This window comes from Streptomyces sp. NBC_00490, assembly GCF_036013645.1.
Classification (GTDB): Bacteria; Actinomycetota; Actinomycetes; order Streptomycetales; family Streptomycetaceae; genus Streptomyces; species Streptomyces canus_F.
The window spans coordinates 106435-119571 of sequence record NZ_CP107869.1; the positions used below are offsets into that span (position 1 = coordinate 106435).

11 protein-coding genes and 1 pseudogene are annotated in these 13137 nt (G+C 66.9%); 8 read left to right on the top strand and 4 right to left on the bottom strand.

Translation table 11 applies throughout. The annotated features are described in order from the left end of the window. Positions 1-64 precede the first annotated feature (64 nt). Positions 65-397, bottom strand: a complete 333-nt coding sequence (locus tag OG381_RS00510; protein ID WP_327714068.1) for a nucleoside triphosphate pyrophosphohydrolase — start codon at positions 395-397, stop codon at positions 65-67. 446 nt (positions 398-843) lie between these two features. Between OG381_RS00510 and OG381_RS00515 the strand changes: the two genes are divergently transcribed. The 4 genes from OG381_RS00515 (at position 844) to OG381_RS00530 (ending at position 4462) form a co-directional block, all read left to right on the top strand. Beyond that, positions 844-1467 carry a hypothetical protein gene (locus tag OG381_RS00515; RefSeq protein ID WP_327714069.1) on the top strand — a complete coding sequence of 208 codons (624 nt, stop codon included), beginning with the start codon at positions 844-846 and terminating at the stop codon, positions 1465-1467. Between the two features lie 359 nt (positions 1468-1826). After that, entirely contained in the window at positions 1827-2855 is a 1029-nt protein-coding gene (locus tag OG381_RS00520; protein WP_327714070.1) for an ArsR/SmtB family transcription factor, read from the top strand. Positions 2856-3002: 147 nt separating this feature from the next. Continuing rightward, positions 3003-3407 (top strand): hypothetical protein, encoded by a 405-nt coding sequence (locus OG381_RS00525; protein ID WP_327714071.1) that lies wholly within the window; start codon positions 3003-3005, stop codon positions 3405-3407. 602 nt (positions 3408-4009) lie between these two features. Next, positions 4010-4462: a cytidine deaminase gene (locus OG381_RS00530; RefSeq protein ID WP_327714072.1), complete on the top strand. Its 453-nt coding sequence runs from the start codon at positions 4010-4012 to the stop codon at positions 4460-4462. Positions 4463-5905: 1443 nt separating this feature from the next. On the opposite strand, the pseudogene OG381_RS00535 reads toward OG381_RS00530, so the two are convergent. Continuing rightward, positions 5906-6596 (bottom strand): annotated as a pseudogene (locus tag OG381_RS00535) (DUF2637 domain-containing protein); the annotation flags it as partial. 163 nt (positions 6597-6759) lie between these two features. On the opposite strand from OG381_RS00535, the gene OG381_RS00540 reads away from it, so the two are divergent. Beyond that, positions 6760-7170: a hypothetical protein gene (locus tag OG381_RS00540; RefSeq protein WP_327714073.1), complete on the top strand. Its 411-nt coding sequence runs from the start codon at positions 6760-6762 to the stop codon at positions 7168-7170. Between the two features lie 92 nt (positions 7171-7262). On the opposite strand, the gene OG381_RS00545 is transcribed toward OG381_RS00540, so the two are convergent. Next, entirely contained in the window at positions 7263-7703 is a 441-nt protein-coding gene (locus OG381_RS00545; protein WP_327714074.1) for an Lrp/AsnC family transcriptional regulator, read from the bottom strand. Positions 7704-7827: 124 nt separating this feature from the next. Between OG381_RS00545 and OG381_RS00550 the strand changes: the two genes are divergently transcribed. The 3 genes from OG381_RS00550 to OG381_RS00560 all read left to right on the top strand — a co-directional run bounded on the left by OG381_RS00550 (position 7828) and on the right by OG381_RS00560 (position 9954). Continuing rightward, positions 7828-8751 (top strand): SMP-30/gluconolactonase/LRE family protein, encoded by a 924-nt coding sequence (locus tag OG381_RS00550; protein ID WP_327714075.1) that lies wholly within the window; start codon positions 7828-7830, stop codon positions 8749-8751. Between the two features lie 184 nt (positions 8752-8935). Beyond that, a complete protein-coding gene (locus OG381_RS00555; protein WP_327714076.1) occupies positions 8936-9232 on the top strand; it encodes a hypothetical protein in 297 nt (98 codons plus the stop codon). A 335-nt stretch (positions 9233-9567) separates the two neighbouring features. Then, positions 9568-9954, top strand: a complete 387-nt coding sequence (locus OG381_RS00560; RefSeq protein WP_327714077.1) for a hypothetical protein — start codon at positions 9568-9570, stop codon at positions 9952-9954. Positions 9955-10059: 105 nt separating this feature from the next. Here the strand turns inward: OG381_RS00560 and OG381_RS00565 are convergent, their stop codons facing one another. Next, positions 10060-13137: a type I restriction endonuclease subunit R gene (locus OG381_RS00565; RefSeq protein WP_327714078.1), complete on the bottom strand. Its 3078-nt coding sequence runs from the start codon at positions 13135-13137 to the stop codon at positions 10060-10062.

Sequence of the window (13137 nt, forward strand, 5' to 3'; positions counted from 1 at the left end):
CCCCAGCCGCGTACGCAGTTGTCCACGAAGTCGTGTACCGACTCGCCGCTGAGGACGGCCCGGATCAGCGATTGCCCGTCCAGACAATCCGGTCGGCGAAGCCACCCCGCTCACCCGCCTTGGCCTCACGGATCTTCTCCAGCTGATCCACGCCGACCCCCAGGTCCGCGGCAAGCGCGCGCACGACCTCCAGCACGTCCGCGAGCTCCTCCAGCGCCGCGTCCCCATCCGCCTCAAGGAACTCGGCGACCTCCTCGCCGAGCTTGTCCCGCAGCCGGCCGCGATACTCCTCCCGGCCCGCGGTGTAGGTGACCGGCTCGGCCCCGTCCGCCCGGATGATCTGCGGAATCCGGTCCCGCACCAACTTGCCGTGCCTGCTGTAGGGCTCCACCCGCACTCTCCCGCACCTGTCTTCGTGAGACGGCCGCCGGACGCCGCCCCTTCATGCCGCCGCAGCCTAGAGAAGTCGCCTCACCACTCGCCACGCGAACCGCCAAACCCACCCGTTCGCAGGGGCCCCGTGCCCGCAGCAGCGGCCCGTCACCGTTCTCCCCGCGGCGGAAGCGGGCGCCGAGCCCGTCCGACAGGAGGGGCAGCCCGCTGCTGCGGCGGGATGGTGGGCAGGACGGTGACGCCCAGAGCGGCGTCCCTCGGGGTAAGGGCCTCACACAAGGAACCCGCCCCGGCTCGCCGCAGCCGGCGTCTGCCATGCGGCGTACCGACATCTCCGACGACACCGATGAGCAGCACGAGGGCTGCCTGGATGCGCATCCTGTTCGGCCAGAAAGCGTGATCGCAAAATGCCGAAGCCGGTGGCCCCGAGCCGTTGTACTGTCATGCGCCGTGAGTACGGACATCCACGGCGGTATCGAGTTTCGCCATCCCAGCGTCGGCATGGACTACTACGAGGGCGAGCCCTGGGTCGGCGCCATGGACCTGTGGCCTTTGTACGACGAGACCGACTACGCGGCCTTCGGATGCCTCTTCGGGGTGCGCAACTACGCGGGCTACCCGCCCCTGGCCGCGGAACGCGGTTTGCCCAGCGACTTGTCGAGCACCCTGCGCGAGCAGCTGCAGCCTTGGGTGGCAGACGGCCACCTGGACGGGGCCACCTGGGTCAGCTGGGCTGAGATCGCGGGACTGGATCCAGCAACTGCTCCGGAGCACTACATTGGCCGGCTCACGTGGTCATCCCTGGCGCAGCCGGCACTTCTGCATCAGCAACTCGTGCCCGCCCAATGGCCCCCGGAGCTTGTGGCAGCGGTGGGTCCACACCCGCCCGAACTGGAAGCAAGCGACCACGTCGTCGAGTGGAAAACCGGAGACCTGCACTACCGGTACGAGTCCTTGACGGCTGGATCCATCCTGGGCCCCAGGTCCCATTGGCCACACGTGTTTGCCGTCATGAAGGCGCTGGCGGACCGTTTCGGTGCGGACGCCGTCCGACTCGTCGTGGCCTTCGACTGACCAAAAACCCATCAGCTGGTCGGCTACGGGACCGCGGCCAAACCCAGATTCACAGAAGCCCTATCAGCCACACATCGCCGCCCCCTTCGAACGCGGCAGCCCGAGCCGAAGGGCTGGAACGACGCCGCCACCGCCGTCCGCTTCCTGTGGGAGGATCTTTCCCCGCAGCCGACCGCCTACCTGCTGCTCCCGGACAAAGAAGACCGAGATGTCGGCGACGATCCGAGTCACGCCCCGGCAGATCCGACCCGCCGCATGAACCGGTTCACGGGCGCGCATGCGCAGTCAGCAAACCGGGCGCGTTCTAGGCCAATGCGTGATCGGGCGCGGTGAGTTGGGGGCATGCTGGTGGTGCGCTCATGCGCTCTGTTTCGGTGGCAGGAGGCCGGCCGGTGTTACGCATTCACTTCACGGCGCAAGACCTCGCCCGGACACGGGTGGCCGCAACGATCGGTGTCGCAGCGGAGGTCTATTACAGCCTGGAGCTGCTGGGAGAGAACCGGGAACTTCCTCACTTCCGCGCGTGGCGGTCAGCGGTCGCGGGCCGGATGGGAGCGGACACGCGCCCCCTGACGTCCCTGGTTCCGGTGCGCGGCCCGGGGCTTGATCTGCTGGCCTTGATGGGCGATGTGCCCTGTGTGGACCACGCCGTGGACAACCTGCTGCATGCCCCGGTGTCCCGGCTGCGACGCGAGTTCGAGGGTCTCCACTTCCACCCCGGACACCTGCCATGGGCAAGGCGGGTGTGCGAGGGCGGCCGAGACGCGCGCCGGGAACTCGCCAATGCCGTGCGCGCCTGCCATCGGCTGACCGTGGAGCCCTACTGGGATCGAGGTCGGTCCGAACTGGTCGCGCTGTCCGCTCGTTGCGCGAACCTGGTGTTGGAGGGAGGCATCGATCTGCTGCTGCGTTCGATCTGCCCACCACTGGTCCGCTGGCGTCCACCGGTGCTCGAAGCTCCCTATCCGCGCCGAGTTGATGTGCGTCTCCAGGGAAGGGGACTGATCATCGCGCCCACGGTCTTCGCGAAGCACCCGGTGAGCTTTCTGTGGGACCCGCTCGATAGTGCCCAGCCACCCCGCCTGAGCGTGCCGGCTCTCCGCGGGCCGCTGTTAGATACCGGGCCGGCGGACGGCTCCGCCATACGGAACCTGGGGTCTCTGCTCGGCCGTACGCGAGCCGCCGCTCTACAGGTGACAGCGGAAGGATGCACGACGAGCGAACTGGCCCGCCGCCTCAGAGTCACGGCGGCAGCGGCCAGCCAGCACGCGACCGTGCTGCGAAACACCGACCTCATCACCACCAGCCGCCGAGGCGGCTCCGTGCTGCACCACATCACCCCTCTCGGGCTGGCCCTGCTGCGGACCGGCACCCTGACCGAACCGTGAAGCCCGAGGCACTGCGGCGCAAGACGGGGCGCGAGACCCGCGCCTGCCGCCCCGGCTCCCTTTAAGCCATGACTTAAGAGGTAGGCCACAGGTGGCCGACCCATCCAGGATGTGAAGCCGCAACCGGCTCACCCCTGTGGAGATCGCATGAAGACTCACCTCGCCGCCGCCGTCGGTTCCGTCGTCCTGACCGCGGGCACCCTGCTGGGCGCTCCCGCCGCCAGCGCGCAAACCGCCGCCTATCCGACCAGCCGTTTCAACGTTGATGACTACGCGGCCAGCGACGCCTACGGCACCCTGACCTGGTACAACCGATCGGTCGGCGTCGATGGAACACTCCAGGCCGTCGGCTGCCGCAGGGTGTGGTTCGGCACGTACGGTGCCGCTGACAAGCTACTCGATGCCAGGAGCACCAGCACTCAGTGCAACACGACGTATCCGCTCAAGACCGGAATCCCTGCGGATGTGCCCGGGGGCGCCACGTATGTCATCGTCTGTATTGACGACTACACCGCGTACCCCATCAAGTGTGAGCGGTACAACCGGCCCTGACCATCCGAGCCGGAAAGTGACGCTGCCGCACCAGCCTCCGGGGCGGAACCACGCTCGACGCCCCGGAAGCTCATCTCGCCGCCGCCGGGCTTCCCTCGTGCTGACCACAGGCACCCTTGCTCGGCGGACCAGCCCCGGTGGTGCCGCGTACGTCAAGGTCTGTATTGACGATGCGAACGCGATTGCACTCGAGTGCGGGCGATACACCCGGCCCTGATTTGCTGCGGACCTCCGCCACCATCCATTGACATCGAAGTAAGTCCGCCCAGGTCGGGAGAGTGCGGTGGCCTGGATTGATCGTCAAAGGACATGGCCGTCTCGTGCGCCGGGGAGGATGCGGGCGAAGCAAGCTGTCTGGAAGGTGTCAGTGGCGTGACTTTGCAGGAGGGCCTGCTGTTGGGCCCGTCTGCACGCGCGCTGATGGCCGCTACAGGACTTCCTGCTCTGTTGGCCAGTGCTGCCGGTGTTACGCCAGGGGGCCAGTAGCCGGGTTCAAAGACAGGCTCTGACCTCGTCCTATAACCTCCCGCTATTGGCCTGCGGGTGCGTCCCTGCTCGGTACTCGTATCTGCCTGTGGTCCAGTGGGGGTACGGTTCCGCGTATGTCCGTTGATCAAGAACTGGTGGATGCCGCGATCGAGTTGACGCGCACCCGCTTTCCCGGGCAGGACTGGTCCGGAGCCGCCGCGTTGCGCCTCGACGACGGCGAGATCCTCACAAGCACCGCCCCGGACGTGCCGAACAGCGCCGTGAACCTGTGCCATGAGACCGGCGCCATCTGCGAAGCCTTCAAGCGAGGGCGACGTGTGGTGGCGTCGGTGTGCGTGACTGCCGCCGATCGCGATCGCGGGTTCTGGATCCTGGCGCCTTGCGGCGTCTGTCAGGAGAGGCTCTTCGCCTACGGCCCTGACGTGGAGGTCGCAGCCCCGGAACCTGCTGACCCGCGCCGCTGGCGCACGCTGCGGCTGCGGGACGTCCAGCCCCACTGGTTCGCACGGGTCTTTCCTGACGATGTCTGGCCTTTCGAGGCCGACAGTTCGCAATCCCCGAAGTGAGCGTCCTTCGCAAACAGCCCACTCTCGAACGGCACTCCGAACTTGATCCCTCGCGTGAGGATACGCCGGACGTGAACACGGCCTTCGTCTGATCATGCGCTCCAACCAAGGACACACGTGCCCACGACGAAGGCCGTAAAGGTGAGTTTGCTTCTTGATCATGTTCCGGGAGAAGCGTTCGCGAAGGCTTCACGCTTCCGGGAGAACCTCTCCGACTGTCTGACCACGCGCGGGGACAACTGGCCGGCCGGTATTGCTAGGTCTGCGTGTGGTGGCGGGTGAGGGCCTGCCAGCGCCGTTCGAAGTCGTCGATCTGGTCGGCGATGTAGGTGGTGGTGATGGGCCGCTTGTGCTGCGCAGTGATCCCCTGCGCGCCACACTCCTGTGCAACGGCGTCCAGAGAGGGTGTCTGGGTGCGCAGGCGCTGCTCGGCCCACAGGTGGTAGATCCGGAACGGCAGCAGGTAGCGGCGCAGGTTGCCGGCGCTGACCGGCTTGCCGCCGCGGCCGCGCAATCCCTTCTCTTCGGCGAGGTAGACGGACAGCGCCTCGGCCTCCGCCGTCGAGGACGCAGGTTCTTCCGTGCGCTGCGCCTGGTGCTCCGCCCACGCCAGGTAATACCGGTCCACGGTGGTGAGGCCGACGGCTTCTTCGGTCGACGGGTCCTCGTTCGTCGGCGGGGCATCGATGGCGGCGCTGACCCGAGGGCCTCGCTGGTCCGTGGCCGCCTGTGCGCCTGCGCCGGCGGGCGCGGACTCCGTCGTCTCCTCGTCACCCGGCGCAAGCGCGTCGGCGTGCGACTCACGGGAGTTGTCGGCTGAGTCTCCGGCGTGCGGGGCCGTGGCGGTGGCCTCGCGCTGCTGGAAGTCCTCGACGAAGGCCTGAAGGTCGGCGCCCGCGAGAGGGCGACCACCGGGACCGGCGATCTGATCCCGCTCGTAGACATACGCGGCCAGGGCGCCGGCATCCGGGTAGGCGCCGTGTTCCTGCGCATACGCAAGCCAGGAGTTGTAGAAGTAGTCGTACCAGGACAGTTCGTCGTCCACCTGCTGCTCCACAGTGGTGGGCTCGGGTGTCGGGCCGTAGCGCTGGTTGAGGATTTGGAGCAGGGGCTGCAGCTGGGTGTCGGTGAGAAGTCCGCCGGCGGCGGTGGTGATGCCGTGGTCCTGGAGCCAGTACGCGAACTGGGTAGCGGTGGGCTCGGTCTGGAAGTTGGCGATCCAGGCCTGATAGGCCGCGGCAAGGCCCTCGGCCTCATACGTCTGCGCTTCCTCGGGCACCTGCCCCGCCGCCACGCGCGGCGCTTGATCCGTCGTGCTTACGGCATGACTGCTCAGCGGGTCCGGGCCTTCCTCGGCGCCTGCTGCGGGCTCAAGGGCCGGATCCTCAGGAGGCGTTAGGGCTACTGCCCGTTCGGCAGCGAAAGTGAATGCGATCGGTGGGTCGGTGATCCCAGCGGCAGCGAGACCGGCCGGAGCCGTCTCGGCGAGCGGGACACCGTAGCGGGCCAACCGCAGCGGCATCAGCGCTTCGACGGGTGCCTTGCGCCGCCAGGCGCGGCCGAACCGGGAACGGAGACTGGCCTGGTAGACCAGGCGCTCCTGCTCCAGCTTGATCACCTGCTCGTAGGAGCGCAGCTCCCACAGCTTCATTCGCCGCCACAGCAGGAACGTGGGGCCCGGGGAGAGGAGCCAGCGCGTGAGGCGGACACCTTCCATGTGCTTGTCGGCCGTGATGTCCGCGATCCGGCCGATTGCATGCCGGGCGGCCTCGACCGAGACGACGAACAGGATCGGGATCACGGCGTGCATGGCCACGCCGAGCGGGTCCGGCCACGCGGCCGCACCGTTGAAGGCGATCGTCGCCGCCGTCAAAAGCCAGGCCGTCTGGCGCAGCAGTGGGAACGGGATGCGGATCCACGTCAGCAGCAGGTCCAGGGCGAGCAGGACGCAGATGCCCGCGTCGATGCCGATCGGGAAGACGTAGGAGAAGTTCCCGAAGCCCTTCTCAAGGGCCAGCTCACGGACTGCCGTGTACGAGCCCGCGAAACCGATACCGGCAATTGCGACAGCACCGAACGCCACTACGCCAATCAGTACCCGGTGCGTCCGTGTCAGCTGTAACGGCGCAGCCACCCCTACTCCCCCTTCGATCGCACTAGCGAACACATGACACTCTGTCATGCGCAGCAGGGTGGCGGGAGAGGTTTACGCGCCGTGCAGGACGACGACCGCGCGATGCGGAAGGCCTCACCACGGGGCAGCAGACGGGTGCGGCCGCTCATGCGAGGATGCGTGCGTGGTGACAGATGCCGAGTGGGCTCGGATTCGCCAGGGGTTGTGCTTCGGGCAGCTCTTCGAGGGCACCGTGGTGAAGGTTCCCCGGCCCGGTGCGATCGGAATCTTTGTGGACATCGGCCTGAGCGTCGCAGGCTTCGTCGACGTCCTGTGGCTTCCGGAACACAGCGATGACTGGCCGGTGGAAGGCACGGTTGCGGATTTCGAGATCTGGTGGGCAGACACCCGCCAGCAGATCCGGCTGCGGCCGTTGGACGCTCGGTATCAGCGCAACGACTTCGCCGACTCCGAGGCACGTTTCCGTCCCTGCTGGCCGTCCGAGGTCGGTCAGCCCGTTCTTGATCCCGGACCCCCGGCCCTCGATGAGGTGCGGTCCGCGCTGCGCTCTGCCGGACCGCCGACCAGCTCATGACCGGTGCTTCAAGAGTTTGCTGGATGAGGGCGCCCTGCGGGATGCGTTCGAGTGGCTGCTGAGGTCCGGCTCTTCCCGCGGGCGGCGGGGCTTCAGTCTACCGTTGGCACCGCTCTCTCGAAGAACGTCTCTAGGGCCACGGTCGCCTGGGTGCCGCTGACGCCCTCGATTTCGTACAACCGGCGCAAGACGTCCTGGAGTTGTTCGGTCGTCCCGGTCCTGACCTTGACCAGGACCGATGCGCTGCCCGCGATGACGTGGGCTTCCTGCAGTTCGGGGATCGCGGCGAAGCGCTCGCCGGAGTCGCCCATCCAGGCTGATGAGTCGACCATCACGAAGGCCAGCACGCCGCTGCCGACCGCGGCGGGGTCCACCTCGATGGTCGTGCGCCTGATCACCCCCGACTCGCGCAGCTTGCGCACCCGCTCGTGGGCGGCGCCCGCGGAGAGCCCGACCGCCTTGCCCAGAGCGGCGTAGGCCTGCGTGGCGTCCTCCTGCAGGAGGTTCAGCAACTTCCGGTCCACATCATCCACGACGCTCTCCTCTGAACCAGTTCCACCTCATATCCTGGTCTGACTATATGACATCCTGCAATACTCCTTTCAGGCAGGATGAACTTCAGAGTATGCATGTCAGGGCGAACGAAGGAGAACGGACATGGCCAGCGGCCGTCCCGCGCTGTACGAAGTACTCGACGACAGGTTCCGCACCGAGAAGTGCGCCGCGGGGGATCTGCAACTGGAGACGCTCCACGTGGGCTCCCGCTGGGCGGAGGGGCCGCTGTACGTACCGGCCTGGCGCCAGCTGATCTGGAGCGACATCCCCAACGACCGGATGCTGCGCTGGGACGAGGCGAGCGGCGCGGTCAGCGTCTTCCGCTCGCCGGCGGGCTACTCCAACGGCAACACCCTGGACCGCGAAGGCCGTCTGATCACCTGTGAGCAGGGCAACCGCCAAGTCACCCGCACCGAGCACGACGGCTCGGTGACCGTGCTCGCCGACCGCTACCGGGGTAAGCGGCTCAACAGCCCCAACGACGCGGCCGTGAAGTCCGACGGCTCCATCTGGTTCTCGGACCCGGACTTCGGGATCACCAGCGACTATGAGGGCCATCGCGCCGAGAGTGAGATCCAAGCCAACAACGTCTACCGGATCGACCCCGATACCGGCGAGGTCCAGCTCGCGGCCGACGGCTTCGGCGCCCCCAACGGCCTGGTCTTCTCCCTCGACGAGAGCGAGCTGTACGTCTCCGACACCCGGGCCGGCCAGATCCGGGCCTTCGAGGTACACGCGGACGGCACCCTCTCCGACGGCAAGGTCTTCGCCGAGACCAACGGCACAAACGGCGGCCGCTTCGACAACATCCGCTTCGACGACCAAGGCCACCTCTGGGCCGCAGCCATGGACGACGGAGTGCACTGCTACGCCCCGGACGGCACTCTCCTGGGCCGCATCCTGGTGCCCAACACGGTCTCCAACATCCGCTTCGGCGGCCCGAAGAACAACCGCCTCTTCATCACCGCCAACGACACCCTCTACTCACTGGTCATGGGCGTCAAGGCGGCTCCGATGACCCTGTGATCCCCACTCCCCCGCGTTCCCGAAAAGATCAACGTACCGAGCAGCGCATTCGGGCAAGACGGGCCGCAACATGTCCGTGGCCAGCTGGCCCCCACCTCAGTCTGATGTGGCCCCATTTCTCGATCCCGCGGACGGGTTCGGACCGGGTATTTTGGCCCCACCACACGGAAGGGGTGAGATGCCGATGCCGCTTGATCCAGCTCGCCTGGAGCGGATCTCCGCTCTCGTCACGGAGTGCGGGCCGCTACTCGGCACGCCTGCAGGGATGGACGCCGTGCAGCAGTTGCTGAGCGACCGCCAGGTGAGCGTGATGGACGCGATCCTCGTCACGCGGGAGCTGCTCGGCGCAGGCCCCACCACCTTGGGTGAGGCGAAGGGCATCGTGCTGTCCAGCCTGTCACGGGGTGTGGAACGTCAGCGTCATGAGGAACTGGTGGACTCGCTGCTCGACGCGGTGGACCAGGTAGCCGACGACGGGTGACCCGCCGCCACTGGTGGGCCCAGCCGCGACAGCCCCGCCCACGAATCGGTTCTGGGGTTCCTGGCCTTCCCCGGCCAGGCGATCGTCGTCGATAACGCGACGCCGCCCCCAGACGTCCTCGAGCATGCACGGACCGTCACCTTCAGCAGCAGCGGAGCCCGCCCCGGTTTCTTCCCCGCGCGCGCCCTACTACCAGCGACTGGACCTGATCCGCACGGTGGCGCCACCTGGGGGCTGCTCCTACTTGGCTATCCGGGCCGTGCGGCCTCCTATACCGCAGTGCCCAACAGCGGAGGCGGAATGCGCTCCGTCTGCCTGCGGGGCGCGTCCGGCTGGTGGAACTGCTCGACGCCGGCGCGATCGAGATCAGCCGCATCCAACTCCCGGCCGACGACCCCACCTACCCGGCCGCCGTGGCCGCCCTGGGGCGCCGGTGGATGCCGGACAACTCACTGCGCCACGCCGCCGCCGTGCGCTACACGGAGGACACCGGCATGTCCCCGCCGTCCGTGTGGGTACAGGGACGGCCACTCGACCACCGCTGCGACCAGTACGGCGCCGTCGCTCTGTGGATCAACCTCGGCTGGCACCACTTCGACCAGCTCGTATTCCGGCTCCGTGAGGGCGCACAGAGTCTGGAGGTCGTCCGCCCCACACGGACACAACCGCTGCACACCCTCCACATCACCGTGCGCGACATCGCAGCGCTGCCCCCGATGTAGCACTCCCACCAGCCGGAATGACGACGAAACGGCGTGGCTCAGGGCACCGAGCAACGCGACGGGGCCCGGCAACCGCCACAGGCTGCCGGGTCTTCCATACATTCGTCAGTCAACGAGGTAGTGGGCTTCGATGTAAGCGACGGTGGAGTCATACGGCTCCCCCACCGGCTTCAACGCGTACCTGCGGAAAACCGCGGCAGTGGCACGGCGGACGCCTCGGTTGCGAGCGTCAGCGTTGTCCCATGCCCGGCCTAGAGTGCGGGTGACTACCTGGTCGATCTCCTCGGCCAAGTTCCGCTCCGTGATGGTGATACCGGCCGGTGCGTGGTCGTGAATGATCCGGGATAGGACGCCTACGTGGTCGTCGTCCAGGACCACGACGGCTTCGTCGGGGTGCTTCTCTGCGTCCACGATGGCGCAGGCAACCCGGAGGGCTTCAGACAGGAAGTCCAGTGCATCTTGGGAGTTCTGAATGATCCGGTCCCTCAGCTGCCTGATCCGCTCCGCCAGGGCGGTGTACTTCGCGGACCCCGGTTCCACGCCCTTCTCGAGGGCGGCCTTGATGTGGTCCAGGATCTCCGCCGCGGACGGCGGCCTCTTGTCCTCGTCGTCGTCCTTGCCGGGCTTGGGGCGGACAAGAGCCAGAAGTTCCTTGAGGATGGAGATGCCTTGGGCGTCCAGGACGAGGGCTTCTTCCTGAGAGGCAGCCACAGAGAAGGAGTGGACGTGGGCGTTGATTATCTCCAGGACCATCGGCCCTAGTTCGCCCAGCCGTTCCTTCCTCTCCTCGTCGGAGGACTTCTTGAACAGGGTCGTGTACACGGACCCGAACAGCCCGAAGCCGTCCTGGTACTTGGTGATCCGCTTGTCGGTGTTGATGAGCGGATACAGGCGGGCCAGGAGCCGGTAGTCCTTGCTGAACGCCTCGGCGGCGACCGGGTTGCCGTCCAGGAAGAGGTTGATGGTCCGCACGGACTCGTATCCGTGGAAGGTGAGGTCCAGGCCGTCCACGTCTGCGAGGAGGTCTTCGATTCGAGCGAAGGTGGTACGGAACTCGGCGACCAGTTCGGTCAGGTCGGTGACGAACCCGCCCCCTTTGCCGGCCTCCTTCGCGGTGGGGTCGACCACGGCCCGCTGGACCTCCTCGGCCAGGCCGATGTAGTCCACGACCACGCCGTCGGTCTTCACGAACCCGGTCGGGGAAACCCAGGTGCGGTTCGGGCGGGTGATCGTCTGGAACAGCGTGTGGGCCTTGAGGGGCTTATCCAGGTAGAGGACGCCCTCGTTGGGGGCGTCGAACCCGGTCATCAGCTTCGCGGTGACCACCAGAAAGCACAGCGGGTCGTCCGGGGTGAGGAACCGCCGCTTCTGCTTCTCCTCGTCGACCTCCGACAGTTGGTATGGCCGCATGGCGGCGTCTTCGTCCTTGGAGTCCTTGACGTGGATGTTCACCTCGGCGGTGATCCGCTCGTGCTTTCCGACCTCAGCAAGCACCTGGGATGCCTCATAGCCGGCCAGCAACTCGTTGATCTTGTCCGTGTACGCCACGGCCAGCTCACGGTTGTAGGCAACGACCTGGGCCTTAAGGCGGTTGCGGTAGGCGCTGGCCAGGTAGTGGTCCACGATGTCCTGGCAGACCGCGTGGATGCGGTGGGGATTGGCGAACACCGAGGTCAGGCGGCCGAACTTGCGGGACAGGGCCTCGCGGTCGGGGTCGTCGAGGTCGAATTCGTCGGCGAACTGGTCGAACTCGGCCTGCAACGCCTGGTCGTCTATCTCGAAGGTGACCGGGCGCGGATCCAGCATGACCGGGACGGTCGCCTCATCCAGCAGAGACCGGGACACCGAGTACCGATGCAACACCCGGCCGGGGTCGCTCTCCTCACCGAAGAGAGCGAAGGTGTCAGTGGCAAGGTTCCTGACGGGGGTGCCGGTCATGCCGAAGAACTTCGCGTGGGGCAATGCCGCGCGCATCTGCCCGGCGAGGGACTTCTCCTTGGCGGACTGGGTGCGGTGTGCCTCATCAACCAGCACGATGATGTTGTCCCGGGTCGACAGGCCCGTGCCGGCATCGGCGAACTTGTGGACGGTGGTGGAGATGACGCCGCGCACGTCATCAGCCAGCAGGGAGCGCAGCTGCTGGCTGGTGGCGGGCTTGTGGAAGTAGGCGTGCCCCATCGCGGAAGTGAACACGCCGGAGGTCTGCCGCACAAGATCGGTCCGGTCCGAGAGCAGGATGATCGTGGGCGACTCGGTGCGCGTGTCGGTCAGGAGCAGCGAGGCGGCGAACACCATCAGCAGCGTCTTCCCGGACCCCTGGTGATGCCAGATCAGGCCCTTCGACCCGCCTGCCAGAACCCGCTCATGGATCAGGTGCGCGGCCTCCATCTGCGGGTAGCGGGGCAGGTACTTCATGTCCGCGCCATCTCCGGAGGTGTCGAAGAGGGCGAAGTTGGCGAGCATGTCCAGGATCGTGAATGGGGTGAGCAGCAACTCGACGGAGCGCCGCACGTCGGCCTGCCCTGACAGGTTCTCGTCGTCGGCGGTGGACCTGAACGGCTGCCACAGGTTCACGGGCGCGCCCGCGGCACCGAACCTCAGCTTCAGTCCGTCGGAAGCGACAGAGAAGACATTGGGGGTGAAGAACCACGGGTACTCGGTGGTGTATACGTCGTTGATCTCGCGGGCCGCGTCCGCCCAACCGGACTTCGCGGTCGGAGACTTCACCTCAACGACAACTAGGGGCAGCCCGTTGACCCAGTACACGAGGTCGAACCGGCGGGAGGTCTTGCCGGGGACGGTGATGGTCACCTCGTCCGACACGACCAGTGTGTTGGCCGTCGGGTGCTCGAAGTCGATGACCTTCAGGGCGTGCCAGACGCCGTCGGCGTCCCGGAACTCCTTGTGCCCGCGCAGCAGGTTCAGCACCAGCTCGTTGGCCCGCACCAGGCCACCCTCGACGGCGTTGACCGTAGCGACGATCTCCGCGACCACCGCATCCACGTCGAACCCGGCGATCACCTCAGAGTTTAACCGGATGATGGCGTCCCGCAGTTGGCCGACAAGAACCGTCTGCGTCGTCTCACGCGGCAGCGACCTACCTGCTGTGAAGCCCCAGCCCATCGGGAGAGACCACTGAATCATTAGGTTCTGGAACTCGCGCTCGCGAATGCCCTTCGCCAC

Coding starts and splice junctions, on each gene's coding strand:
- OG381_RS00520 (WP_327714070.1), top strand. CDS start 1,827: ATGCGCTCTGTTTCGGTGGCAGGAGGCCGGCCGGTGTTACGCATTCAC.
- OG381_RS00525 (WP_327714071.1), top strand. CDS start 3,003: ATGAAGACTCACCTCGCCGCCGCCGTCGGTTCCGTCGTCCTGACCGCG.
- OG381_RS00530 (WP_327714072.1), top strand. CDS start 4,010: ATGTCCGTTGATCAAGAACTGGTGGATGCCGCGATCGAGTTGACGCGC.
- OG381_RS00550 (WP_327714075.1), top strand. CDS start 7,828: ATGGCCAGCGGCCGTCCCGCGCTGTACGAAGTACTCGACGACAGGTTC.
- OG381_RS00555 (WP_327714076.1), top strand. CDS start 8,936: ATGCCGCTTGATCCAGCTCGCCTGGAGCGGATCTCCGCTCTCGTCACG.